This window comes from Acinetobacter sp. FDAARGOS_494, from assembly GCF_003812225.1.
In the GTDB taxonomy this organism is placed as follows: domain Bacteria; phylum Pseudomonadota; class Gammaproteobacteria; order Pseudomonadales; family Moraxellaceae; genus Acinetobacter; species Acinetobacter baumannii.
In genome coordinates this window covers 2,315,145-2,339,856 of record NZ_CP033866.1, presented here as the reverse complement: position 1 = coordinate 2,339,856, position 24,712 = coordinate 2,315,145, and the positions used below count along the sequence as shown (strand labels likewise).

24 protein-coding genes and 3 pseudogenes are annotated in these 24,712 nt (G+C 39.5%); 5 read left to right on the top strand and 22 right to left on the bottom strand.

Features of this window, described 5'->3' with window-relative positions; all coding sequences use genetic code 11:
• Positions 1-47: 47 nt before the first annotated feature.
• The 4 genes and pseudogenes from EG365_RS11310 to EG365_RS19485 form a co-directional block, all read right to left on the bottom strand.
• Positions 48-605: an NADAR family protein gene (locus EG365_RS11310; protein WP_000650943.1), complete on the bottom strand. Its 558-nt coding sequence runs from the start codon at positions 603-605 to the stop codon at positions 48-50.
• 90 nt (positions 606-695) lie between these two features.
• The gene (rplT, locus tag EG365_RS11305) at positions 696-1,055 is read right to left on the bottom strand and encodes a 50S ribosomal protein L20 (protein WP_000124858.1); all 360 of its coding nucleotides are present in this window, start codon (positions 1,053-1,055) and stop codon (positions 696-698) included.
• An 11-nt stretch (positions 1,056-1,066) separates the two neighbouring features.
• Entirely contained in the window at positions 1,067-1,261 is a 195-nt protein-coding gene (rpmI, locus tag EG365_RS11300; RefSeq protein WP_001096359.1) for a 50S ribosomal protein L35, read from the bottom strand.
• A pseudogene (locus EG365_RS19485) lies at positions 1,249-1,380 on the bottom strand (hypothetical protein); the annotation flags it as partial. The gene rpmI and the pseudogene EG365_RS19485, both read right to left, overlap by 13 nt.
• A 129-nt stretch (positions 1,381-1,509) precedes the next feature.
• Here EG365_RS19485 and nreB point away from each other — a divergent pair.
• Positions 1,510-2,760, top strand: a complete 1,251-nt coding sequence (gene nreB / locus EG365_RS11295) for a nickel resistance MFS transporter NreB (protein WP_001169063.1) — start codon at positions 1,510-1,512, stop codon at positions 2,758-2,760.
• Between the two features lie 39 nt (positions 2,761-2,799).
• Here the strand turns inward: nreB and EG365_RS11290 are convergent, their stop codons facing one another.
• The 4 genes from EG365_RS11290 to thrS form a co-directional block, all read right to left on the bottom strand.
• Positions 2,800-3,228 carry a YqaA family protein gene (locus EG365_RS11290; protein ID WP_000954155.1) on the bottom strand — a complete coding sequence of 143 codons (429 nt, stop codon included), beginning with the start codon at positions 3,226-3,228 and terminating at the stop codon, positions 2,800-2,802.
• A gap of 52 nt (positions 3,229-3,280) precedes the next feature.
• Positions 3,281-3,901 (bottom strand): glutathione S-transferase N-terminal domain-containing protein, encoded by a 621-nt coding sequence (locus tag EG365_RS11285; RefSeq protein WP_000566573.1) that lies wholly within the window; start codon positions 3,899-3,901, stop codon positions 3,281-3,283.
• Positions 3,902-4,106: 205 nt separating this feature from the next.
• Positions 4,107-4,658 (bottom strand): translation initiation factor IF-3, encoded by a 552-nt coding sequence (gene infC / locus EG365_RS11275; RefSeq protein ID WP_012297364.1) that lies wholly within the window; start codon positions 4,656-4,658, stop codon positions 4,107-4,109.
• 5 nt (positions 4,659-4,663) lie between these two features.
• A complete protein-coding gene (thrS, locus tag EG365_RS11270) occupies positions 4,664-6,586 on the bottom strand; it encodes a threonine--tRNA ligase (RefSeq protein WP_001121792.1) in 1,923 nt (640 codons plus the stop codon).
• A 411-nt stretch (positions 6,587-6,997) separates the two neighbouring features.
• Here thrS and EG365_RS11265 point away from each other — a divergent pair, with 411 nt between their 5' ends.
• Complete coding sequence (locus EG365_RS11265; RefSeq protein WP_000253052.1) at positions 6,998-8,626, top strand: acyl-CoA synthetase; 1,629 nt, start codon at positions 6,998-7,000, stop codon at positions 8,624-8,626.
• Between the two features lie 61 nt (positions 8,627-8,687).
• Here the strand turns inward: EG365_RS11265 and yjgA are convergent, their stop codons facing one another.
• The 9 genes from yjgA to mazG form a co-directional block, all read right to left on the bottom strand.
• Positions 8,688-9,224: a ribosome biogenesis factor YjgA gene (gene yjgA, locus EG365_RS11260; protein ID WP_000124014.1), complete on the bottom strand. Its 537-nt coding sequence runs from the start codon at positions 9,222-9,224 to the stop codon at positions 8,688-8,690.
• Between the two features lie 2 nt (positions 9,225-9,226).
• Positions 9,227-9,496 carry an HPr family phosphocarrier protein gene (locus tag EG365_RS11255; RefSeq protein WP_000567533.1) on the bottom strand — a complete coding sequence of 90 codons (270 nt, stop codon included), beginning with the start codon at positions 9,494-9,496 and terminating at the stop codon, positions 9,227-9,229.
• Positions 9,493-10,344 carry an RNase adapter RapZ gene (gene rapZ, locus EG365_RS11250; protein WP_000821671.1) on the bottom strand — a complete coding sequence of 284 codons (852 nt, stop codon included), beginning with the start codon at positions 10,342-10,344 and terminating at the stop codon, positions 9,493-9,495. Before rapZ ends, EG365_RS11255 begins: the two co-directional genes overlap by 4 nt.
• A 22-nt stretch (positions 10,345-10,366) precedes the next feature.
• A complete protein-coding gene (gene panC, locus EG365_RS11245; RefSeq protein ID WP_000846362.1) occupies positions 10,367-11,215 on the bottom strand; it encodes a pantoate--beta-alanine ligase in 849 nt (282 codons plus the stop codon).
• Positions 11,216-11,218: 3 nt separating this feature from the next.
• Positions 11,219-12,028 carry a 3-methyl-2-oxobutanoate hydroxymethyltransferase gene (panB, locus tag EG365_RS11240; RefSeq protein WP_000624763.1) on the bottom strand — a complete coding sequence of 270 codons (810 nt, stop codon included), beginning with the start codon at positions 12,026-12,028 and terminating at the stop codon, positions 11,219-11,221.
• A 45-nt stretch (positions 12,029-12,073) separates the two neighbouring features.
• Positions 12,074-12,556, bottom strand: coding sequence for a 2-amino-4-hydroxy-6-hydroxymethyldihydropteridine diphosphokinase (gene folK / locus EG365_RS11235; protein ID WP_000219213.1), 483 nt, complete (start codon positions 12,554-12,556; stop codon positions 12,074-12,076).
• The gene (gene pcnB, locus EG365_RS11230) at positions 12,553-14,016 is read right to left on the bottom strand and encodes a polynucleotide adenylyltransferase PcnB (RefSeq protein ID WP_001194207.1); all 1,464 of its coding nucleotides are present in this window, start codon (positions 14,014-14,016) and stop codon (positions 12,553-12,555) included. The genes folK and pcnB overlap by 4 nt, the downstream gene beginning before the upstream one ends.
• Before the next feature lie 124 nt (positions 14,017-14,140).
• Positions 14,141-14,551 (bottom strand): ComEA family DNA-binding protein, encoded by a 411-nt coding sequence (locus tag EG365_RS11225; protein ID WP_002017231.1) that lies wholly within the window; start codon positions 14,549-14,551, stop codon positions 14,141-14,143.
• Complete coding sequence (gene mazG, locus EG365_RS11220; RefSeq protein ID WP_000359483.1) at positions 14,520-15,326, bottom strand: nucleoside triphosphate pyrophosphohydrolase; 807 nt, start codon at positions 15,324-15,326, stop codon at positions 14,520-14,522. The genes EG365_RS11225 and mazG overlap by 32 nt, the downstream gene beginning before the upstream one ends.
• Positions 15,327-15,437: 111 nt before the next feature.
• On the opposite strand from mazG, the gene EG365_RS11215 reads away from it, so the two are divergent.
• A complete protein-coding gene (locus EG365_RS11215) occupies positions 15,438-16,211 on the top strand; it encodes an ATP-binding protein (protein ID WP_000682845.1) in 774 nt (257 codons plus the stop codon).
• Positions 16,212-16,315: 104 nt separating this feature from the next.
• On the opposite strand, the pseudogene blaOXA reads toward EG365_RS11215, so the two are convergent.
• A pseudogene (gene blaOXA, locus EG365_RS11210) lies at positions 16,316-17,136 on the bottom strand (OXA-23 family carbapenem-hydrolyzing class D beta-lactamase).
• Positions 17,137-17,234: 98 nt separating this feature from the next.
• Here blaOXA and EG365_RS11205 point away from each other — a divergent pair.
• Together EG365_RS11205 and EG365_RS11200 are read left to right on the top strand one after the other, a co-directional pair.
• Positions 17,235-18,325, top strand: a protein-coding gene (locus tag EG365_RS11205; protein WP_085940648.1) for an IS4-like element ISAba1 family transposase whose coding sequence is annotated in 2 segments (ribosomal slippage) — positions 17,235-17,775 and positions 17,775-18,325 — 1,092 coding nt in all. Because the reading frame shifts where the segments join, the coding sequence is not laid out codon by codon here.
• An 18-nt stretch (positions 18,326-18,343) separates the two neighbouring features.
• Positions 18,344-19,012 (top strand): annotated as a pseudogene (locus tag EG365_RS11200) (SDR family oxidoreductase); the annotation flags it as partial.
• Between the two features lie 44 nt (positions 19,013-19,056).
• Here the strand turns inward: EG365_RS11200 and EG365_RS11195 are convergent.
• The 4 genes from EG365_RS11195 to cysM are packed head-to-tail and all read right to left on the bottom strand — an operon-like array spanning position 19,057 to position 24,550.
• Positions 19,057-21,363 (bottom strand): RelA/SpoT family protein, encoded by a 2,307-nt coding sequence (locus EG365_RS11195; RefSeq protein WP_000259109.1) that lies wholly within the window; start codon positions 21,361-21,363, stop codon positions 19,057-19,059.
• A 30-nt stretch (positions 21,364-21,393) separates the two neighbouring features.
• Complete coding sequence (gene rlmD, locus EG365_RS11190) at positions 21,394-22,785, bottom strand: 23S rRNA (uracil(1939)-C(5))-methyltransferase RlmD (RefSeq protein WP_000813062.1); 1,392 nt, start codon at positions 22,783-22,785, stop codon at positions 21,394-21,396.
• A 9-nt stretch (positions 22,786-22,794) separates the two neighbouring features.
• Positions 22,795-23,613 (bottom strand): 3'-5' exonuclease, encoded by an 819-nt coding sequence (locus EG365_RS11185; protein WP_001212164.1) that lies wholly within the window; start codon positions 23,611-23,613, stop codon positions 22,795-22,797.
• A 22-nt stretch (positions 23,614-23,635) separates the two neighbouring features.
• A complete protein-coding gene (gene cysM, locus EG365_RS11180) occupies positions 23,636-24,550 on the bottom strand; it encodes a cysteine synthase CysM (RefSeq protein ID WP_000072604.1) in 915 nt (304 codons plus the stop codon).
• Positions 24,551-24,712: the final 162 nt, after the last annotated feature.

Genomic DNA, 24,712 nt, shown 5'->3' with positions numbered 1-24,712 from the left:
CATGTCACTACTTTTTAGAGTGAAGCATTAATTCGTCTCGTACTAACCTACTCAGTTAAAAGTAACTCTCGAACATGTATTAAAGCAAAACCCAACAAATTTAGTCCTTGCCATAGAGATGGATCTTGAATGTGTGGATGGTCTTGCGCCATACCAACACCCCAAATTTTATCGACTGGAGATGCTTCAACCAAAATACGGTCTTTTGTTGCTAATAAGAATTTTTTTAACTCCGGATGCTGTGAGAATTTAGCAAAATTCGCCTGCACCACTATGTCAAAACGTTTTTCTTGCCATATCTGTTCATTATAATTACGTACTTTACGGCCTAATTGCTTCGCTTCATTCGGATGTTTAACCTGCAAAATCTGTGCAAAAATTTCTTTATCATTAAATAATTTTGCTTTTTGCGCCATCATATAGTGCTCAGCAGTAAAGTATTCAATACCTTCTACATTAAATTGCGCAGGAAACCACTGGCTAAAACAGCTTTTATCAATAAGATTAGCTTTCTTAGGAGTATGTCCCCAGAAATATAAATATTTGAACTGGTGACCTTGCTGTATTTTTTGAATTAAGTCATTTAGAAATTTTTCGTCTTTCATCATTTATCTCTGATTATTTTCTTTTTTAAAATAGAACCACTAAAAATAAAAAAGACCGCTAAAAAGCGGTCTTTTTTTGAATCTCTAAGCTTATGCAGCTAATGCGCCTTTAGCTTTTTCAGCTAAAGCAGCAAATGCTACTGCATCATGCATAGCGATGTCAGCTAATACGCGACGGTCGATGATCACTTGAGCTTTTTTCAAGCCATCGATCATACGGCTGTAAGACAAACCGTTTTGACGAGCACCAGCGTTGATACGCGCAATCCATAGAGCACGGAATTGACGTTTCTTCTGACGACGGTCACGGTAAGCGTATTGACCAGCTTTGATTACCGCTTGGAACGCTACGCGGTAAACGCGTGAACGAGCACCGTAGTAACCTTTAGCGCGAGCAAGAATTTTTTTGTGACGGCGATGAGCCACTACACCACGTTTTACACGAGCCATTTATAATCTCCTTAGATGTATGGGCACATACGACGAACTGAAGCAACGTCACTTACGTGAACCATTACACAGCCGCGCAATTGACGGATACGCTTAGCAGATTTTTTGGTCAAAATGTGGCGCTTGAATGCTTGTTTGCGCTTAAAACCGTTTGCAGTCGCTTTGAAGCGTTTAGCTGCACCACGGCGAGTTTTTAACTTAGCCATAGTAACCTCTTTTGGGCACCTGTTCGGCACGATTGCACCATTGCAAAATCGACCTGCAGGTAAGGAAGCGCGTATTTTATAGTATGCTGACTAAAATTAAAACTATTCCTAGAATTTTTTTAAATTAATCCCTTTAGAAATGAGAAAAACCTATCTCTTTTTTAGATGAATATAATCGGCAATAATTTCAGCATCGCTGCTTATTTACCCCTATAATATGAGCAAATTATCAACATACGATATTTCAAATGCAGAAACATGATGCATTCGCTGCCCTGCGCTATAGAGATTTCTCAATTGTCACCATTAATCAATTTTGCTTAACATTAGCAATTTTGATTCAAGAAATTATTGTTGCCTATTCACTTTATCAAATTACCAAAGACCCTCTAACTTTAGGTTTAATTGGACTAGCAGAAGCCATTCCATTTATTGCCCTATCGCTTTGGGGTGGTTATTTTGCTGATAAATTTAATAAACAGGTCATCATGAAAATCTGTTTATTTTTCTCAGTACCTCTTCCTTTAGTTTTATGGTTACTGTTCCATCTGCATGGGTTGGGTCATATCAGTGTAAATTTCCTTTCTTGGGGCATTTATGCGGTTATTTTTGGTTTGGGCACCATACGTGGTTTTTACAACCCTTCTGCTACATCCCTAAAACCATTTTTAATTCCACGTGAGCTTTATGCAAATGGTGCAACATGGACAACCATTGGTTGGCAGAGTGGTGTAATTATTGGGCCTATGCTCGGTGGGTTCATGCTCGCTTATTTAGGCAGAGAAACCAGTCTTTTTAGTGTTGCCGGTCTACTTACTATCTGCTTTATTCTCATTAATTTATTACATAAACGTAGCTTTCCTAAAATTGAAACTGCCAATGTTCTAGAAAGCTTAGGCGATGGCTTTCGCTTTATTTGGAAAACCAAAATAGTTCTTTGGGCGATTTCTTTAGACCTTGCCTCTGTTTTATTTGGTGGTGTAATCGCTCTACTCCCTATTTTTGCCGAAGATATTTTAAAAGTCGGTCCTGAAGGCTTGGGTTACTTGCGTGCAGCTCCTTCTATTGGTGCGCTCATTACTATGATTGCTTTAACTCGTTTTCCGCCAACTCAGCACGCATGGCGTAATATGCTACTTGCAGTTGCAGGGTTTGGTGTATTTACAATCCTTTTCGCGTTCTCGAACAACATGTGGTTATCACTATTTGCGTTGGCGATGACGGGTGCTTGCGACAGTATTTCGGTGGTAGTTAGACAAACCATTTTGCAAATATTCCCACCAGAAAATATGCGTGGTCGCGTAGCGGCTGTAAATGGAATGTTTGTCTCATCAAGTAATGAGCTGGGTGCATTTGAATCAGGCTTGGCTGCCAAATATTTGGGAACTATTGCAGCGACTATTTTTGGTGGTTGTATGACTCTTGCAGTAGTAACCTTCTGTTGGCTAAAAACCAATGATCTTTTTAAAGTCGATATTACTAAAAGCTCAGAAGATTAGTTAAATCATTTTAATAAAGCATCTTCGGATGCTTTTATTTTAAATAAAACCTGTAATTACCCAATAAATGAAAATATAACGCCCAGCCTTAGCGATAAGGACCATAAATAAAAAGCGCCAAAAATTTTCTTTGAATAAGCCAGCAACCAAAGTAATAGGGTCACCAATCACAGGTGTCCAACTTAAAAGCAGCGAATAAAAGCCATATTTATGATAAAAGCGTTGGGCTTGTTCTAAACGTTTTTCAGAAACCGGGAACCATTTTTTATGTTTAAACTGTTCTATTTTTAAACCTAACCACCAGTTTATACATGAGCCCAATACATTTCCGAAAGTAGCAATCAAAATGAGAAGAAAAGCTGAATGTTGATTTTTTAATAATAAAGCAGCAAGTACAGCTTCTGATTGTAGCGGTAATAAGGTAGCCGCCCCAAAAGCACTCAAAAAAAGTAAAAAGTAACTTAGCATATTAAATTAGACCAAATCACCTTTCACCTTATTCATTACCCTACCAATAAACTTAGATGACTTTAATTGATAATGCTTTTTGTACTGCAGGGCGTGCTGTTAAGCGAACAATGTATTCTTGTACATACGGGTAATCCTCTAATTGAATCCCCTGCCATTCATAACGCAAAATCCAAGGTAGAATTGCCATATCAGCAATTGAGTATTCCCCTGCAACAAACTTCTGACCAATGAGCTGTTTATTCAACACACCATATAAACGCTTAGTCTCATTTACATAGCGGTCTATAGCATAGGGAATTTTCTCTGGCGCAAAGCGGTTAAAATGATGATTTTGTCCTAACATAGGACCTAAACCACCCATTTGCCACATAAGCCATTGTTCCACTTCAACTCGCTCTTGCTCGTCTTTCGGGTAGAACAATCCAGTTTTTCGTCCTAAATACTGCAAGATCGCGCCTGATTCAAATACTGAAATTGGCTCACCACGTGGACCATCTTGGTCAACAATGGCAGGAATTTTATTATTCGGAGAAATTTTCAGGAAGTCTGGTTGAAATTGATCATTTTCTAAAATATTAATTGGGTAAAGGGTGTAATCCAGTCCCATTTCTTCTAAGGCAATTGTGATTTTATGTCCATTGGGTGTGCCCCAATAATATAGATCAATCATTCTATTTTCCTATTCATCGTTATCATGACTGCGTCTTGCGTTATATCATGTTTTGGGTAATACAATGATATTTCCAACACCAAAAAACACATAAAAATTGAGAATAACTTTGGATTAAAACGATATTAAACGTCAGTTTAAGAAAATAGGGCTAAAAGACGAGAGGCATAAAAAAGCACTGCTTTTGCAGTGCTTTTTTTGAGTGTTACTTTTTCTTTTTCGGTCCAAGTAACATACCCATTTGTCGACCTTCCATTTTCGGTGCTTGCTCTACAACCCCTAACTCAGCTACGTCTGCTTCAATTTTTTGCAATTGAGCTAAACCAAGTTGTTGGTGAGCCATTTCACGACCACGGAAACGTAAGGTGATCTTAACTTTGTTGCCTTCTTCAAGGAACTTCAGAATAGCACGAAGCTTAACTTGATAATCACCTACATCAGTTGCTGGGCGTAGTTTGATTTCCTTCACTTGCACTTGATGCTGTTTTTTCTTGGCATCTTTTTGCTTCTGTTTCAGGTCAAACAAGTGCTTGTTGTAATCCATGATTTTACAAACAGGCGGCTCAGCGTTTGCGACAATCTCAACAAGGTCAAGATCTGCATCCTCAGCAGCACGCAGTGCTTCATTTAATGAAACAATTCCTTTTTGCTCACCATCAGCACCGACAAGGCGTACTTCTTTTGCACGGATCTCATCGTTAATTGCTGGACGGTTACTCTTTGCACCTTGTTGTTGGTTACGGTCAGGCTGTTTAATCTTTCTTACTCCACAATATACCGGCCACGTTCGGCGACGGCAGATTTCACTAAGTCAATGAAAGCATCCACTGACATAGTACCTAAATTTTTTCCTGAGCGAGTACGTACATTCACTGTACCTTCTTCAACTTCTCGATCACCAAGAACTAACAGGTAAGGAATGCGCTCTAGAGTACGCTCACGAATCTTAAATCCGATTTTTTCATTTCTCAAGTCAGAAATAGCACGAAGACCATTTTCCTTGAGTTTTGCCACAACTTGCTCACTTGCTTCAGCTTGAGAATCAGTAATATTCATGACACATGCTTGTACAGGTGATAGCCAAGGCGGCATAAAACCAGCGTAGTGTTCAATTAGTATACCAATAAAACGCTCAAAACTACCAAGAATTGCACGGTGCAACATGACAGGTTGATCACGCTCGTTTTCTTCAGTTACATAAGAAGCATCTAAACGAACTGGCAAGTTGAAGTCACACTGAATGGTACCACATTGCCATACACGACCAAGACAGTCTTTTAAAGAGAACTCAATCTTTGGACCATAGAATGCGCCTTCACCCGGCTGCAATTCCCATTCAAGACCAGCTGCATCTAAAGCATCTGCCAAAGATTTTTCAGCTAAATCCCAAAGTGCATCATCCCCTACACGCTTTTCTGGGCGAGTAGATAATTTCATTTGAACTTCTTCAAAGCCAAAGTCTTTATAAACATCTAAAGTGAGTTTAATAAAGTCTGCAACTTCTTTACCGATCTGTTCTTTAGTACAGAAGATATGCGCATCATCTTGAGTAAAACCACGAACACGCATAATACCGTGTAAAGAACCAGATGGCTCATTACGGTGACAAGAACCAAACTCAGCTAAACGAATTGGTAAATCACGGTAAGACTTTAATCCTTGGTTAAACACTTGAACGTGACAAGGACAGTTCATTGGTTTTACAGCATAGTTACGACTTTCAGAATGAGTCGTAAACATGTTTTCTGCATAGTTTGCCGCATGACCAGATTTCTCCCAAAGCGTAAAATCTACGATTTGCGGAGTTTTGATTTCTTGGTAACCATTGTCTTGCTGAACTTTACGCATGTACTGTTCTAGTACTTGATAAATAGTCCAGCCATTTGCATGCCAGAACACCATACCCGGTGCTTCTTCTTGCATATGGAATAAGTCTAATGCTTTACCAATTTTACGGTGATCACGCTTTTCAGCTTCTTCAATACGCTTGATGTAAGCTGCTAACTGTTTTTTATCAGCCCAGGCAGTACCATAGATACGTTGAAGCTGTTCATTCTTCGCATCACCACGCCAGTAAGCACCAGAGATTTTAGTAAGCTTGAATGATTTTAAGAATTTTGTGTTCGGTACGTGCGGACCACGACACATATCTACATATTCTTGGTGGTAGTACAAGCCCATTGCTTTTTCTTCAGGCATGTCTTCCACAAGACGTAATTTATATTCTTCGCCGCGGTCAGTGAATACTTTGATGACTTCATCACGCGGTGTCATTTTTTTGATAACGTCATAATCTTGATCGATGAGCTTTTTCATACGCTCTTCAATCGCTGCCATATCATCTAGTGTAAAAGGACGTGGCATCCAGATATCGTAATAGAAACCTTCTTCGATGACCGGACCAATCACCATTTTTGCTTCAGGGAAAAGCTGTTTTACTGCGTGCCCTACAAGGTGTGCACAAGAGTGGCGAATGATCTCAAGACCTTCTTCATCTTTTGGAGTGATAATTTGTAAGGTCGAGTCTTCGGTAATTAAGTCACATGCATCAACTAAGCGATCATTTACTCGTCCAGCAACGGTATTTTTTGCTAAACCAGGCCCAATACTTTGAGCGACTTCCATAACAGATACAGGGTGATCAAAACTCTTTTGATCGCCATTTGGCAATGTGATAATTGGCATAAAAAAATCCTTAAGGAGTGATGCCCTATACGAAGGAGCATTTCACCGCGAGATTATGATCGAGGCAAGCCTCAAAATATAAAAACGGTGTAAATCAAAATTAAAAAACCTGAAAGATTTTACACTTGTTCAAGCCAAGTGAAAACCTTTGTACTCATAAAATCATAAATACATTTTGCTTATACGGTAAACAGCAATAAATGACTTTAATAAAGACCTAGCTAAATTTTCAGAAATACATAAATAGGATAATTATTCATCAGAACTGATTTAAGATGTTGAAAATAGCATTTCTGCTCATTTTCTGACTGGGAGGTATTTCTCTTTAAGACTAAAGCATTAATGCTTTGATTACTATTAAGCCATATTTTCAAAGAATGAATTAAAAAATAGAACACGGAGTTGTTTCACATGGTTAGTGCCTATAACGAATTACCACGCACACCCGCAAACTTTGTTGCGTTATCCCCTTTGCGCTATTTAGAGCGCGCAGCTTATATCTACCCAGACCAAGCTTCTATTATTCATGGCAACCGTCAGATTTCATGGAAACAAACTTATCAGCGCTGCCGTCAATTTGCATCTCAGCTTCAACAATTAGGCATAGTTAAAAATGATACGGTTTCAGTTTTACTGCCAAATGTACCAGCAATGATTGAAGCACATTTTGCTGTACCAATGGCGGGTGCTGTTCTTAATACCCTAAATACCCGTTTAGACGCTAAAACCATCGCTTTTATGCTAGAGCATGCTGAAACTAAAGTACTTTTAGTTGACCCCGAGTTTGTTAATTTAGCAAGAGAAGCTTTATCGCTCATTCCTAACCAACATATTATTGTGATTGATGTTGCGGATGAAGAGTATGAAGGCGAAAACCAATTCCTTGGTTCTTTCGAATATGAGGAATGGTTAGCTCAAGGCGATGCCAATTTTGAATGGCAATTACCTGAAGATGAGTGGGATGCAATTAGTTTAAATTATACCTCTGGAACCACTGGAAATCCTAAAGGAGTGGTTTATCACCACCGAGGTGCATATTTAAATGCAGCAAGCAATATTTTAGCCTGTGGTATGAAACCCCGTGCTGTTTATTTATGGACACTTCCTCTTTTTCACTGTAATGGTTGGTGCTTTGCATGGAGTATTGCAGCCAGTGGCGGAACCAATATTTGTCTACGTAAAGTTGACCCAGAACTGGTGATGCAGCTTATTGCAAAACATAAGGTTGATTACTTCTGTGGCGCTCCAATCGTCCTATCTATGATTATTAATCTGCCTAAGGAAAAGCAGCCAAGCATAGAACATCATGTTGAAGTTATGGTGGCAGGTGCTGCTCCACCTGTCGCTGTCATTGAAGGTATGCGAAATATTGGGATTAATGTCAACCATGTGTATGGTTTAACCGAAACCTATGGACCATCTGCGCTTTGTGCTTCTCAAGCGGGATGGAGCGACCTCTCCATTACCGAGCAAGCGCAACTACACTCTCGTCAGGGTGTACCTTATCCTTTACAAGATAGTATGCGGGTGTTAGATCCTGAAACGATGCAGCCAGTTCCAAATGACGGTGAAACCATGGGAGAAATCATGTTCCGTGGCAATATTGTCATGAAAGGATATTTAAAAAATCCAAAGGCAACTGAGGAAGCTTTTGCAGGTGGCTGGTTCCACACGGGTGACCTAGCTGTTTGCCATCCAGATGGTTATGCAAAAATTACTGATCGCTCTAAAGATATTATTATTTCAGGTGGAGAAAATATTTCATCTTTAGAAGTCGAAGACGTTTTATATAAACACCCAGCAGTTTTAACAGCCGCTGTTGTGGCAAAACCTGACGAACGTTGGCAAGAAGTACCATGTGCATTTATTGAATTAAAAACTGGGGCTAGTGTCACGCCTGAAGAAATTATTGAGCATTGTCAAAAAGAACTTGCGCGCTTTAAAGTTCCTAAAGATGTGGTGATTACTGAAATTCCAAAAACCTCAACAGGTAAATTGCAAAAATTCATCTTGCGTGAATGGGCAAAAGAACGCGCTTAATCTGAATTCTATAAAAATAAAAAAGCGGCGTATCTAACGCCGCTTTTTATTAAAAACTGTATTAACCTTGATCTGACAATAGAGCAACCTGTTGTACATAGTTAATAAATTTCATTTTAGTTGCTTCAAGATCTGCTTCTGCAACTTGCTGGGTTTTATCACGATTAATTCTTAAGACATGCTGGCGTAAAGTATGTCGTTCTGATGCATTATAGATTTTGCTAAACTCATTGATTGCAGGGTCACCCTGCTCGATCATACGATCTACCCAACGCATGAGTTGAGCTTGTTTCTTCGCGCCTTGCTGAGGGGTCAAATAAGATAAAATGACTGTCTCATCTTCATTGCGCAAGAGTTTACCAACACGCTGAAACTGACGACGGCGCGCTTCGAACGAACTAATATTCTGAACTTCCAAAAGAGCATCAATTAAACGCTCATCAACAGGAAGTTTTTGAATTTGTTTGATAGAAAGTTGTGCTAACTGCTCACCTAAAGCAGCCATACGTTGAACTGCTTTTTTCTGTTCGGTTTTACTTGCACGTCCTTCTAAAGAATCAAAATCTTCTTCAGTATAACGCTTGGGACGACGTGCCACGATTAATCTGCCTCATAAAATTTTGCGGCGAATAACGCCTGTACTTCATTTAATGCCTGTTCTTCGTCAGTGCCATCAATGACTAAACGTAAAGTAGTCCCTTTACCTGCACCTAACATCAGTAACGACATAATATTCTTTGCATCTACTAAATGATCGCCCTTACCAATTTGAATTGACGAACGAAACTTTGTAGTGACCTCTATCAGTTTTCCTGATGCACGTGCATGTAAACCGAGTTTATTAATTACATCAACAGTTGTGTCTATCATGACCAGTGCTTCATTTCTCTGTGTAAGACCTGAACAGACCATTCTGCCTCAAGTGCTTGTTTTAGTCTATCTACCATATAAACTGAACGATGCTGGCCGCCTGTGCAACCTATTGAAATCGTCATATAGTGACGATGCCCTTCAGCAAATGCCGGCAGCCATTTTTTTAAGAAGTGGAGAATGTCCTCAAACATTTCATTTGCTTGTGGACTTGCTTCTAAAAATTGTTTAACTGGCTCGTCTAAACCAGAAAAGCGGCGTAATTCTAAATCCCAATGCGGATTTGGTAAATGCCGTACGTCAAAAACATAGTCGGCATCTAAAGGAATGCCATGTTTATAACCAAATGACTGCAATATAACAATTAGATTATCTGATTGTCCTAATTTTGATAGCAAGATATGTTTTAAATCGTGAACACTTTTATCTGTGGTATCAATGTGAACAGTGGCACGAAACTGAATTGGAATCAGCAACTGCTTTTCTTCATGAATACACTGTAAAAGGCTTTTGAAACGATTTGCTAACGGATGTGGACGACGTGAAGCACTAAATCGTGCAATCAAATCTTGATCTTGTGTCGTCAGATAAATCACATCAACCGTACCATGTTTTTGTAATTGCTCAAAAACATGGTCGAACTCTTGCATATCTGCCCGAGTACTTCGTACATCCACCCCTAAAGCAAGCTGCTCAAGATTATTTTCATGATCTAGCTTTGCCACGATCTCAGGCAGCAATGCCAAAGGTAAATTATCAATACAGTAGTAGCCCAAATCTTCTAATACTTGAAGAGCTGAAGATTTTCCTGAACCAGACTGTCCTGTCACGATAAGTATACGCTTCATGGCATGGCTGTCCTTTTATATATTATTGAGGTGTAAAGGCAACTTGTAGATTATCAATTAAACGCGTTCCACCTAATTTCGCCGCGACAAACAACACGATATCACGATCAAATTGAGAAGCAGCTAACAAATTAGGTTGGCGAGCCTCCACATAATCCACAACAAAACCATTGTCTGTCAACAGTGTTTTCAAATCTGCCAAGACTTGTTGTAAATCTTTACCTTGGTGTAATTGCTCTTCGGCTTGTTTTAAACCTTGATAAATGACTGGTGCAACCTGACGCTGTTCAGGAGTCAAGTAACCATTTCTTGAACTCAGTGCCAAACCGTCTTCTGCACGAACAATTGGTACGCCAATAACTTCTAACGGAATATTCAAATCCTGTACAAACTGGCGAATCACTGCTAATTGCTGGTAGTCTTTTTGACCAAAGAAAGCATAATTCGGTTGCACAATATTAAAGAGTTTGGTGACAACCAGTGCTACGCCATCAAAGTGCCCCGGACGTGAGCTTCCACATAAATCATCAGTAATTTGACTGACGCTAATGTTAGTTAAGCGAGGTTGTGTACCGTACATTTGTTCAACTGATGGTGCAAAAATAATGTCACAGCCAACATCTGCAAGTAGACGACTATCCTGCTCTAACGTACGCGGATAATTATCAAAATCTTCACCCGGACCAAACTGTGTTGGGTTCACGAAGATACTCACAACCACAACATCACATAACTTTTTCGCTTCACGAACAAGAGTGAGGTGGCCTTCATGTAGATTTCCCATCGTTGGGACAAAACCAATGATTTTACGTGCAGCTCTAGCAGGATTTAAAGAAGCAGCTAAGCCTTGTATAGTGGTTTCTGTTTTCATGAATTACAGCTCAACTTGGAAAGTGTGTTCTTTAGCTGGGAACGACTGATCTTGTACAGCAGCATGAAAAGCTTTAAAAGCATCTAAAATCGCTGTTTCACCAGATTGTTCTTTCATAAAGTTACGTACAAAACGCGCAACTCGACCAAACGTTAGACCTAACATGTCTTGTACAACCAATACCTGACCATCAGTCGCATTACCTGCCCCAATACCGATCACAGGAGTATTTGGGAACAATTCAGCAATTTCTTGACCTAATTGTGCCGGAACGCATTCGAGTAATAAAACTGCCGCGCCCGCTTCAACCACCGCCGTACAATCGGCAATAAGCTGATCGGCTGCTTCACGCGTTCTAGCTTGTAACTTGTAGCCACCAAATACATGTACAGACTGAGGAGTTAAACCTAAATGTACACATACAGGCACACCATTACGTGTTAACACTTGGACAGTTTCACTTAGCCATGCACCACCTTCGATTTTGATCATTTGGGCACCAGCTTGCATAACTGTTTTCGCATTCTGCAAAGCATCGTTTAAAGTGGCATAACTCATAAATGGTAAGTCAGTCATAATTAAAGCATGCTGATTACCGCGACGGACTGCCGCTGTATGATAGGCCATGTCTTCAACAGTTACAGGTAAAGTTGAGTCACGCCCCTGAATTGCCATTCCAAGAGAATCACCAATTAAGATCGTATCAATTTCAGCAAGTTCCATTGCTTTTGCCATACTTGCATCGTAACAAGTTAGGCAAGAGAACTTACGTCCTTCGGCTTTAAATTTTCTTAAGTCACTTAGACTAATCATGATGGTATCCTCTACAGGAGTTTGCAGAACGTAATAAGTCCGGCTTTAAGCCCAAGACTCATCAGCAAGTACAGTCAGCGTTGGCTGTTGTATGAGTTCTAAATTTTTAAGTGGCTGATCATTAATATGTAGATCAGCATCTAAATCTAATAAAGGAATCACAACAAAATCTCGTTGTAATATTCCTACATGCGGCACCGTTAAGCGCTCATTTTGTATTTTTTCATTGCCATAAATCAGTAGATCAAGATCTAAAGTTCGCTCCCCCCAATGACGGAGTCTTACCCGCCCAGCTTCCTGCTCAAAACGCTGTAACTGGTCAAGTAAGTCAAGCGGAAGTAACTCGGTTTTTAGCTGAGCGACTGCATTTAGATAATTCGGCTGATCTTGGGGACCCATAGGGGGACTTTGGTAAAGTTTAGATACTTTCACTTCACCAAGAGATTTAAGTTTGGCTATCGCTTCAGACAGAATCTGGCGTGAGTCACCTAGGTTACTTCCTAAGCCAATATATGTGGTTACTGTCATTGTGTCGGCCCAAAAATAACTTGGCTCAAATCACGTTGTACCCGCTTGCGCTTTAAAATTGGATGATCACTCATCACATTCGTTTGTGCTGCGGAAGATTTTTCAATAAAACGGTCAATAGACTGCTCTTGTCGTGCACGTTCTTTTTTACCACGACGGCTTCGAGACTCTGGAACATCAACCAAAGGCTCAATTTCCGTATCAACTTTATTGCTTTCAACAGGCTCAGCAGCAACCTTACGACGACTTTTCGCCTTCTGACGATTATATTGGCTAATCGCAGCTTCTTTTTCGTCGTTTGACATTTCTTGGTAAGCTTCCCACCAGCTTCCCATTCCCTGTGTTGTGTCATCACCTGACTTTTCACGAAGTAATAAGAAGTCAAACCCAGCGCGGAAACGAGCATGGCTTGCCAATGCTTCAATTTGCTGTGGTTTTGGATTAAGCAAACGGGTTTGCATTTCCCAAACTTCACGAATAAAAGTTTCGGCAAAACGAGGAATAACTGTGCGTGTTGCTTGACGTTTTAAAACATCCAAACCTGCTTGAGCACGTGCTTCGGCCGGAACAACGCCTTTTGATAAATAAAAATCACAACGCTCTAAAAATGGCTGCCACAATAAAACCGCATAGAAAAATGCTGGATTAATCGTTTTACCCACCTGAATACGTTGATCAGTATTTTTTGCTGCACGTTGAATAAATGGAGTGAGATCCGGACGAATATCTGCAAAAAGCTGTTTCCACACACCAAAGTCAATCAACATTGGTAACACGCGTGCCAAATGCCCCATTGTGAAAAGCTTTTGAGACTCATCGTATAAACGGTGTGGTGAAACATCCCGAAGTAATTGCGTCATCTCAACATCAAAAATGTCGAGAATTGCCGAATCAATTTTAAAGTTGAGCTTAGCTGCAAAACGTAATGTCCGGAGCATACGCACCGGATCTTCTTCAAAACGTTGCACAGGATCGCCCAATAAACGTAAAGTCTTACTTTTGACATCATCAATTGCTTTACAGAAATCGAGCACAATACCCTTACGCGGCTGATAGTACAGTGTATTGATAGAAAAATCGCGTCGAGCAAAGTCCTGTTCGATGGTTCCCCAGTTGTTGTCACGTAAAATCATGCCCGAAGCACTGGTCACCGCTTTTTTAGGAGGCGCACGGAAAGTGGCAACTTCGATTAGCTCACGTCCTGAATAGACATGTGCCAATTCAAATCGACGGCCAACAATTCGGCATCGACGACCAAAAACTTCTTTAATTTGAGAAGGTGTTGCATTGGTGACTGCATCGAAATCTTTAGGATTGAGTCCTAGCATTAAATCACGGACACCACCCCCAACAATATAAGCTTCATAGCCTGCTTTAGTCAGACTATCGATCACATCTAAAATCGAAGAAGGAAGTTGGGCTGTGGACAAACCACATTTTGACGCTCGCAAGGTTTGCAAAAGACGCTGTCTCCTACGTCAGGACGTAAATAACAAGTTGTCGCTAATCATAGCTCTAACACACACAAAGGGCAATTTGATTCTCTTAGATTGCGCAGGAAATGATAATTGACGAATAGAACTTTTATAAGGCTAAACGCGATTTATTTTTTTCAAAAATAGCTGGTCCAATTCCTTTAACGTTTTTAATTTCGTCAATATTTTTAAAGCTACCGTTCTTTTGTCTGTATTCTACAATCGCTTGAGCCTTTTTCTCACCTACACCTTTTAATTGCTGAAACTCATTTACATTCGCCTGATTCAAATGAATTTGCCCTGTAGAGTCATTAAAATTTTTAGTTTGAGAAATTTTAGAACCATTAGAATGAGAAGACTTAGTGATGTTTAACTTTTGGTCATACATCTGCTGTTTAGCCTTCCATTCTTGAAAGTTTTGATCAAAAGATTGAGCGTAAACCGAAGGTGAAATTACTCCCAAGCACAAAATTATTAAAACAAAATACTTATTTTTCCAAAATCTCATGCTGTATTGCATGTGGTTTTTCCCCTGATTTTAATTGTCGTTTTGCCTGATTCCACAATTCATCCATTTCGGACAAGGTCATGTCTTCCAATGTTCTTTGCTGTTTTATGGCTTGCTCTTCAATAAAAGCAAAACGACTTCTAAATTTATGTATGGTTGATAAAAGTGAACTTTCACTTGAAATGCCAAGTTTACGTCCTACATTGACTAATGAAAACAGGCAGTCTCCAAATTCATCTTGAATTTCATTACTATTTTGATTTTTAAGTGCCTGTTTAAACTCATCTAATTCTTCTTCTAATTTTGTATAAGCATCTTCTACCGTTTCAAAATCAAACCCAACTTTTGCAACATTTTTTTGAATTTCCTGCGCCTGAGATAGTGCTGGTCCATGTTTAATTTCATCTAATCTTGATTGTGGTTTTCCTTGCTTTTCTTGTTGTTTAATTTGTTCCCATAACTCACTTACTTGTTCTGGTGTTAAGTTGTTAAATTGGTCTGCTTGAAAAACGTGCGGATGGCGTCGTACTAATTTTTCGCTAATTGCCTCAACCACATCTTGAAAATTGAACGCCCCCTGCTCGCTAAACATTTGCGATTGAAATACCACTTGTAATAACAGATCACCCAATTCATTCCGAATTTCATTAATGTCACCTTGACGAATGGCAGCCTCGACTTCATATGCCTCTTCAATCGCATATTTAGTCAGTGACATTGGAGTTTGCTCTTGGTCCCACGGACATTTTTCACGTAGCTCTTGCATAATTTTAAGCAATTTATCCATGTAACCCTCAAGTTCAAAAAATTGGTCAGTAACTTTAAAATCTTAATTTGCTATGATCAAAATTAAAGCGGCAAATCATTCGTCATATTGTAACGATAAAGAGAAAAAAAGATGAAACATAGCATTCTGATTAGTGGCGCAGCTCAAGGTATTGGAGCAGAAATTGCACGGGTATTTTATCAGCGGGGTTATAAAGTCGGCATTTATGACATTAATGAGTCGCTTCAAAATACACGACAATTTTTGCAGAATCTGCCAGCCAATGATGTTCTCCTTACTGGTTCACGCGGCACAGGAAAATCTTCAATTGTCCGTGCCCTTTTAACCGAGTATAAAGATCAAGGATTACGTTTAATTGAAATTGAACGTGATGATCTGTCCGATCTTCCTGAAATCCAGAAGCTCATCCAGAAGCGTCCGGAAAAGTTCATTGTCTACTGCGATGATCTGGCCTTTAATGCTGAAGATGAAAACTATCGCAGCTTAAAAAGTGTACTTGATGGCTCATTACAGTCAGGTTCAAGTAATTTTATTATTTATGCAACCAGCAACCGTCGACATCTGTTACCAGAATTTATGCATGAGAACACGCCAGTGACTCGTGTAGATGTACCGCAATATACCGAGTTGCATCCACAAGAAGCCATTGAGGAAAAAATTTCACTCTCGGATCGTTTTGGAATGTGGCTTTCATTCTATCCAATGGATCAAAACCTGTATTTAACCATTGTAGAACACTATCTTGCTAAAACAGATATGCCAATGAATGACGAAGCCCATGCTGAAGCCCTACGCTGGTGTCAGGCACGTGGTCAACGGTCAGGACGTGCCGCCTATCAGTTCTCTAAACACTGGATTGGATCACAACAACTAAAAGCACTGTAAAATTTTAAACTAGAAAAATTAACAGGTTTCATTATTAGTCAGATTATAAAAGGCCCATTTATCTCAAATGGGCTTTTTATAAAATTAGAGTTTCTGTCAAGCTCTTAAATAATATTCAGCTGTTTTAATGATTTCATCAATAATTCATTACGTATAGATGCCGGCATTTCTGACCGCATTTCCATATTTAATGCAAAAGCGACAATTTTTCCATCTGGCTGCTCAACCCAGCCGGTCAACCAGCCCACTTGTGGTTTTATATCCATTGCCCAACCAGTCTTTCCAAAAATTTTGTAGCCATTACTCTCTTCTAAAAGAAGCATATTTTTTACATTAGCCTGCACTTTTTCACTAAATGGAAGCTGTGTATGTGCTAATTGGGAAACAAACTCTACCTCTTGAATAGGCGTAACCTTTAATGGTCCTACCAACCAGAAATTATCAACCTGCTGTCCAATTTCAGCATTACCGAAACCAATACGTTTTACTTCTTTTTGCATGAGATCAAGACCGATACGTCGCGCAAGTTCCTGATAGACTGGGACTGCAGAAAGCTTCATGGCTTCTCCTAGTGTCATGTCTTTTTCCCAAGCGGTAAATGACCTTTTCTCGCCCTTCCATTTAAATATTTCATTAATATCCGTTTTCTGGTTCTCCAATCCGATCAGGGCATTCAACATTTTAAATGTAGAGGCTGGCACATATTCTGTATTTGCGCGGCTTAGAGCATTACCATATAGATTAATTTTTTTATCTGTTTGAATAACCAGCACACCTGAGGTGTTTTTTCATCAAAGTATTGATGAATCACCTGATTATGTCCTTGAACAATCTGACTCGGGGTTTCATTTATTAAATTATGCTGAACCGTACAACCAGAAAGAAAAAGAGAAGCAACCACATAGCAAGTAAAATATTTATTCATTTTAAACACCAGATCAATAGAAAATAACTCTGTACACGACAAAAATAGATAACTCATTGAAATAATGTCACAATAATTGTTTTCTAACGACGAATACTATGACACATCTCAATGAGTTATATCTTATCTTAAACAAATCTCTAAAATGGAACAAGTCACATTTAAAGTGCTTTGCGCTCATCATGCTTGTGATTATTTTAAAGCAAACATGTAATCTTTCTTCTGCATCTAAAGCCTTGCCCATCAAGTGTTTACCACAATCATTTTATCGACGTATGCAGCGCTTCTTTGCAGGTCAGTATTTTGATTATCGTCAAATTTCTCAGTTGATTTTCAATATGTTTTCATTCGACCAAGTGCAACTGACTTTAGATAGAACCAATTGGAAATGGGGAAAACGAAATATTAATATCCTGATGCTCGCAATCGTTTATCGTGGAATAGCGATACCTATCCTTTGGACATTGCTTAATAAACGTGGAAATTCAGATACGAAAGAGCGTATTGCTTTGATTCAACGCTTTATAGCCATTTTTGGTAAAGACCGTATTGTGAATGTGTTCGCAGACAGAGAGTTTATCGGTGAGCAGTGGTTTACATGGTTAATTGAACAAGACATCAACTTCTGCATTCGTGTTAAAAAAACTTCATTGTCACCAATCATTTAGGAAAGAATCATAAAATTAGTGATTTATTTCGCCATCTTAAAGTTGGTCAAATTGAATGTCGTAAACGACGGATTTTGGTTGGTCGGGTGAAACTATATATAAGTGCACTACAGTTAGAAAATGGAGAGCTTTTACTCGTCGTTTCTCCTCAGTTTAATGCCAATGCTATTCAGGATTATGCATTACGCTGGGAAATTGAAACCTTATTCAGTTGTCTCAAAGGACGCGGGTTTAATCTTGAAAATACGCGCTTGACAGACCCTAGACGAGTGAAAAAATTGATTGCGGTGTTAGCTATAAGCTTCTGTTGGTGTTACTTAACGGGTGAATGGCAACATAATCAAAAAAAAGCGATAAAAATAAAGAAGCATGGACGACTCTCAATGAGTTTATTTCGCTATGGTTTAGACTATGTTCAAATGGCGATTCAGCGTTTAATTGGTTTTGGGAAAAAAGAAGAGTTTAAGGAAATTTTGGCAATTTTAAGAAAGCAGAATCCTGATAGGATAAGGGTTCTGTGAAATTTGTCGTGTACAGAGGAGTCGCTTGCTCAAAATTTAGCGCAGGAATTAGGACCGAATGCATGCGCAGGGTATCTAGATGTCAGTGACTACAGCCAGTGGCAACATATATTAAAAGAATTTACCGACTGGGCTGGCGAGCTTAATATTTTGGTGAATAATGCAGGGATTTTATATTCCGGAGCCTTTGAAAATATCGATATCAAGTCACACCAAAGAACAATCAATATTAATGTAAACGGCGTAATCAATGGTTGCCATGCTGCACTCCCTTATTTAAAACAAGCTTCTTTTGCACGAGTCATTAATCTCTCTTCAGCTTCTGCAATTTACGGGCAAGCTGACCTCATTTCTTATTCGGCCAGTAAATTTGCAGTGAGAGGAATTACCGAAGGTTTAGATGTGGAATGGAAAAAATACGGTATTCGTGTTTTAGATGTGATGCCTTTATTTGTACAAACCGCAATGGTCAACAATATGGATGCAGGTTCTATTCAAAACATGGGAGTCGATTTAACGCCTAATGATATTGCTCAACAGGTGCTTTCACTTGTAGAGAAAAAAGCTCATTTCTGGACACCTACTCACACTCCAGTTGGTATAAAAACCAAATTGCTTTATCAACTCTCAACAATAAGCCCCCAGTTTTTAAATCGTTTAACGAATATTTATCTATCAAGAAAGTAGCTTATAAAAAAGGCCGTCAATTGACGGCCTTTTTCTCAATTTAGTTAAACACCTTGAATCATGCGTCGTGCGCTAATAATCCCCGGTTGTTGCTCTAAACGAGCTAACAAACGTGAAAGCTGAGCCAAGCCTTTCACCTCAATGAGCAACTTCATATTAGCAATACCATCTGCCTCAGAAATTGTGTTCACCTGACGGATATTAATCTGGTCAGAAAAAATCACTTGAGTTAAGTCTTTGAGTAAGCCACGACGATCATAAGCCTCAACTACAATTTGAACACTTTGACCACGAGTTGGCTGCATTTCCCAATCGGCTTCAACAGCACGTTCTGGCTCTTGCTTGATCATACGTTGATAATCAGAACATAAGACTTTATGAATACTTACCCCACGGTTCAACGTGATATAACCGGCAATTGATTCACCATGAACTGGTTGGCAACACTGCGCAATATGTAGCTCAACATTGTCTAAACCATCAATTAAGATGCCATGCGCAGACAGAGTATGACTAGCACGTGGGTTTAATGTTGGTTTAAGTACCAGTTCAGGTTCATCCTGATCCAGATGCATTTGACGATTAATCTGATTAATCAGAGCATGCAAACTAATATCGCCGCTGACCAGACTAACCAAAATATCATCCCCTGTTTTCACATTAAAATGTGACGAGTAATCGTTGAGATCGATACTCTTAGGGTGAATCGCCAATCGAGACAATTCTTTGTTTAGTAACTCACGGCCAACTTCAAGGTTCTTACTACGGTCTTGCTGTCTGAACCAATGACGTAATTTGTCACGGGCACGAGCTGTCTTGATATAACCTAAAGAGTTCACCAACCAGTCACGGTTAGGCTCACGATCCTTCTTGGTTAAAATCTCAACCTGCTCACCTGTTTTTAACGTATAGGTTAATGGTACATAGCGCTGGTTAACACGTGCTGCATAACACTTGTTTCCTACCTCTGTATGCACATGATAAGCAAAGTCTAAAACTGTTGAGCCACGTGGTAGTTCTTTAATATCACCATCACGACTAAAGACATAAATCTTTTCAAAACCTTCAAAGTCTTGAAGCTGATCAAAACCTTCCGTCTCATCTTCATTTTGATGTACTGTTGTTTCATTACGTTCTTGGTAATGTTCCAAAACAGCACGAAGCGAATGCAAACGATGGTTAAAAGAGTGGTCGGTATTCTTTGAACCTTCTTTATAGTTAAAGTGCGAACATACCCCTAACTCTGCTTCGTCATGCATCTCATGAGTACGGATTTGTACCTCTAAGGATTTATTCTCAGCAATAACAGCAGTATGTAATGAGCGATAACCATTGGCTTTCGGGTTAGTAATATAGTCATCGAACTGATGTGGGATATGACGCCAAATCTGATGAACAATACCTAATGAGTGATAACACTCAGGTACGCTATTCACCAATACACGTAAAGCACGAATATCATAAAGCTGATCGAAACTTAGGTTTTTGCTTTTCATCTTTCGATAAATCGAATAAATGTGTTTTGCTCGACCTGTAATTTCAGCTTCAATACCATGCGCCGCCAATTCACTTTTTAAACGGTCTATCACGAACTGGATATAATGTTCACGCTCAAGACGTTTTTCATTGAGTAATGAAGCAATCTCTTTATAACGGTCTGGCGCCAAATAACGAAACGCTAAGTCTTCAAGTTCCCACTTCAGCTGTGCAATACCAAGGCGATGCGCTAATGGCGAATAAATAGTTAAAATTTCACGTGCCACACGCTCTTGACGTTCACGAGATGAGTTTGCCAACTCACGTAAAGAGTAAGTACGTTCAGCTAACTTAATTAAAACGACACGAACATCTTCGGTCACTGAAATCAGCATTTTATAAATGCCGCTTAAATGTTCCCGTTGGTTGTTATTAAAATGGTCTTCTAGTCGTTTATTTTTTTCAATAAGCTCTGAAAGCTTACCCATTGCCAAAGTACCTTTGACAAGGTTATAAACTTGCTCACCAAACTTTCGCTTTACTTCTTCTATATCAGTAATGTCCTCACGAACACTACGATAAAGCATTGCAGCAGATAAAGTATCTTCATCTACATGTAAATGCGCCAGAATATCAGCCATTCCAACACCAGTAGCAAATGTATTGGAACGATGATTAACCGTTGAATCTAACTCTTTTTGTAGGGTTAAATGCGCAACCTCTTCGAGTTGTTTAAGCTCTGCCCCATCTAATATTTCACGAACCCGATCCAACCATGAGGCTAAACCGACTTGTGTTTCGGCGGCATGCTCTACAGTCGTTTCCTCTGACAACTCAGTTAGTTGTTCAGGTAACTGTTCACGTACTGTGACCATACCATTCTCCTGGATATGTAACTCATGTTTTTAATCGTTTATCTCTTGAATTTTCTCAAATAAAGCAATCGATTCAACATGTTCTGTGTGCGTAAACATGTCCATAACCGCTGCTTTTTTTAACTGGTAACCATGTTGAACCAAAACACCTGCATCCCTTGCTAATGTTGCTGGATTACATGATACATAAACGATTCTTTTTGCTCCAAAGTTCGGTACATACTGCATAATTTCATATGCACCAGCACGAGGAGGATCAATCAATAATGCATCAAATCCTTGATTTGCCCAAGAATGATGCGAAAAATCTTTTGTTAAATCTTGTGAAAAGAAGCTTGCCTGCACCAGATTATTACGCTTTGCATTATCTGTTGCCCGCTGCACCATTTCTTCACTTGCTTCCACACCTACAACCTGACCCTTTGCACCAACACATCGTGCAAGTGGAAGCGAAAAATTACCTAACCCACAAAACAGATCTAGTACTCTTTCACCCTGTTGCAATTGAAGCAATTCACATGCCAATTGCACCATTTGTTCATTTACTGTGGCATTGACCTGCGTAAAATCCAATGGCGAAAAAGCAAAATTTACATCAAATGCATTTAAAGCATAATGTAATCGCATAGCTCCTTGTTCTTCATCAATACGACGAAGACTTTCGGGTCCTTTAGGTTGCAAATACAACTGCCAGCCTTTGTGTAACGCAAATTGTCTTAATTGGTTGACATCAGCATTGTTTAGTTTTTCGATATGACGAACTAATAAAGATGTTTCATAATCACCTTTTGCTAATTCTACATGACCAATATGCGCTTTGCCTTTTAGACTTTGGAGTAAATTACGCAATTCCGGCAGACTATCTGATAACTTTTTATCCAAAACGCTACAAGTATGGATAGATGTTAAACGATTACTATGATGCTCACGAAAACCTAGAATCAAACGGTCCTGTTTTGGCAAATAGCGCACACCTATTCGAGCACGACGGCGATAATCACTTTGCAAAGAACGAATTGGTTCTAACCATTGTTCAGGCTGAATACCAGCAAAGTGTTGCAAGTGTGACTGAAGGACATTTTGCTTTAAACAGATCTGCTCATCAGGGTGGATGTGCTGCATGCTACACCCACCGCAAATACCATAATGAGGACAAACTGCCTCTACACGATTTGCTGAAGGTTCTGCTAAAAGCGCTACCATTTCAGCTTCTTCAAGTCGCTTAGCCTCATGCGTAATTTGGGCTTTTACTGTTTCTCCAGGCAACGCATAACGAATAAACACTTTTTTACCATGCTTATCTGCCGGATGGTCTGGATGAGAACCATAATGCGCAATTCCCCGCCCCTCATGAGAAAGAGTTTCAACCTGAAAAATATATTCGGGTTGTTGAGGTTTACGAGATTTGGCTTGCTGTTTCAAAGAATGAACCTAAAAATTTAAAGGATTAAAATAGTGGGACGTAAATTCGGTATGCTTCGAAGTACGTTGCCACACCTCAAGAAAATCGGCTTGCTGAGGCATAGTCTGTAAATACTCAATACTCGAACTAATCCAGTGGTTATGCTCATCTATATTCATTTGGCCTTTGAGCAATAGCCAACGCAAATAAATAAACCATGTATTGAGCACATCACCTTCACAATAACTGGTTAACTTTAACCATTGTTCTGTACGTACGTATTCAGGCACATGATAACCCGACTCACCACGTTTACCTGGTAAACCTAAAATACAGGCTACATCATCGAGTTTCTGAAAATTACGGCCATTAAACATTGCCATAACATCCATTAAATCAATATGACGGTGGTGATAACGGTTTTGGTAATTATTAAAACGCTTCTGACTATCAAGCTCGCCTTGATCAAATAACCCGGGTGCCGAAAGACCATGATACATGGCACGGAATAAAATGACGGGCAAATCAAATTGCGAACCATTCCAGCTCACTAAAGTTGGATGACGCTTATCAAAAATGGATAGAAACTTCTGTAAAATTTCAGCTTCCGAATAGTGTTCCCGACTAAAAGAAAATAATCTGAAACCTGATTCATCAATCCACAAACCAGAAATACAAACGATTTCATGTAAAGGCAAACGCTGAAAATCCATGCCGGATTCTTGGCGACGGATTTTTGTGAGTGCCTGTTCAACATCTGCCTCTGGCAAATCAAGATGATATAAATGCGCTCCCGCTTTTAAATCAGTTAAAGTTTCAATATCAAAAACTAAAGTAGGAAAACGCATTTTTTCTCTCAATTATGAGTCATCAGTCCTGTACTGAAAACAGGCCTGTAGACAAGTAGCGATCACCACGGTCACAGATAATGCAAACAATCACAGCATCCGGATTTTCTTCTGCAATTTTTACTGAAGCCCATACCGCCCCCCCAGAAGATGTACCTGCACTAATTCCTTCTTCACGTGCTAAACGGCGAGCCGTTTTTTCCGCTTCAATTTGCGGAATATCCATAATTTGATCAACACGCTTTGGTTCGAAAATCGTAGGTAAATATTCTTGTGGCCAACGGCGAATACCGGCAATATTTGAACCTTCAGAAGGTTGTAAACCAATAATTTGAATATCTGGATTTTGTTCTTTTAAATACTTAGAAACACCCATAATGGTACCGGTTGTACCCATTGAACTTACAAAGTGGGTAATCTTTCCACCTGTTTGTTTCCAAATTTCAGGGCCAGTCGTAAGGTAATGAGCTTCGACATTATCTGGATTGCCAAACTGATTGAGGACCAAACCTAGACCTTCAGCTTGCATTTGCAAAGCCATATCTCGTGCAGCTTCCATATTCGGTGCTTCAATCAATTCTGCGCCATAAGCACGCATGGCGTCCTTACGCTCCTGACTTGAATTCCCAGGCATAATCAGTTTCATTTTATAGCCGCGCATCGCCGCAACCATAGCTAAAGCAATACCGGTATTACCACTGGTAGCTTCAACTAATGTATCACCTGGTTTAATTTGACCACGCTTTTCAGCCTGCATAATCATGTTATATGCAGGACGATCTTTTACAGAACCTGCTGGATTATTACCTTCCAATTTTGCTAAAACCGTTGCCTGCGTATGACAAGCCAAGCGCTGCAAACGGACCAGAGGTGTTTTACCTACATAGTGATCTAACAAAAATTCGTCGGCTAAAAAATCAGGTTGTGTATTACTCATGATCAACACCTAAATCGGGGTGGCACTATTGTATGAAAAAATGATCGGTACTGCATCCATTTCACTATGCTTTTTAATGAAAGTGATTAAAGCCCAGTCAGTTATAAAATGCCGTCTGTTTTAAAATAAAGCGTGATAATATGCCCTACAGAGAGATCAATC

Coding starts and splice junctions, on each gene's coding strand:
- EG365_RS11310 (WP_000650943.1), bottom strand. CDS start 605: ATGAAAGACGAAAAATTTCTAAATGACTTAATTCAAAAAATACAGCAA.
- rplT (WP_000124858.1), bottom strand. CDS start 1,055: ATGGCTCGTGTAAAACGTGGTGTAGTGGCTCATCGCCGTCACAAAAAA.
- rpmI (WP_001096359.1), bottom strand. CDS start 1,261: ATGGCTAAGTTAAAAACTCGCCGTGGTGCAGCTAAACGCTTCAAAGCG.
- nreB (WP_001169063.1), top strand. CDS start 1,510: ATGCAGAAACATGATGCATTCGCTGCCCTGCGCTATAGAGATTTCTCA.
- EG365_RS11290 (WP_000954155.1), bottom strand. CDS start 3,228: ATGCTAAGTTACTTTTTACTTTTTTTGAGTGCTTTTGGGGCGGCTACC.
- EG365_RS11285 (WP_000566573.1), bottom strand. CDS start 3,901: ATGATTGATCTATATTATTGGGGCACACCCAATGGACATAAAATCACA.
- thrS (WP_001121792.1), bottom strand. CDS start 6,586: ATGCCAATTATCACATTGCCAAATGGCGATCAAAAGAGTTTTGATCAC.
- EG365_RS11265 (WP_000253052.1), top strand. CDS start 6,998: ATGGTTAGTGCCTATAACGAATTACCACGCACACCCGCAAACTTTGTT.
- EG365_RS11255 (WP_000567533.1), bottom strand. CDS start 9,496: ATGATAGACACAACTGTTGATGTAATTAATAAACTCGGTTTACATGCA.
- rapZ (WP_000821671.1), bottom strand. CDS start 10,344: ATGAAGCGTATACTTATCGTGACAGGACAGTCTGGTTCAGGAAAATCT.
- panC (WP_000846362.1), bottom strand. CDS start 11,215: ATGAAAACAGAAACCACTATACAAGGCTTAGCTGCTTCTTTAAATCCT.
- panB (WP_000624763.1), bottom strand. CDS start 12,028: ATGATTAGTCTAAGTGACTTAAGAAAATTTAAAGCCGAAGGACGTAAG.
- folK (WP_000219213.1), bottom strand. CDS start 12,556: ATGACAGTAACCACATATATTGGCTTAGGAAGTAACCTAGGTGACTCA.
- EG365_RS11225 (WP_002017231.1), bottom strand. CDS start 14,551: ATGCAATACAGCATGAGATTTTGGAAAAATAAGTATTTTGTTTTAATA.
- mazG (WP_000359483.1), bottom strand. CDS start 15,326: ATGGATAAATTGCTTAAAATTATGCAAGAGCTACGTGAAAAATGTCCG.
- EG365_RS11215 (WP_000682845.1), top strand. CDS start 15,438: ATGAAACATAGCATTCTGATTAGTGGCGCAGCTCAAGGTATTGGAGCA.
- EG365_RS11195 (WP_000259109.1), bottom strand. CDS start 21,363: ATGGTCACAGTACGTGAACAGTTACCTGAACAACTAACTGAGTTGTCA.
- EG365_RS11185 (WP_001212164.1), bottom strand. CDS start 23,613: ATGCGTTTTCCTACTTTAGTTTTTGATATTGAAACTTTAACTGATTTA.
- cysM (WP_000072604.1), bottom strand. CDS start 24,550: ATGAGTAATACACAACCTGATTTTTTAGCCGACGAATTTTTGTTAGAT.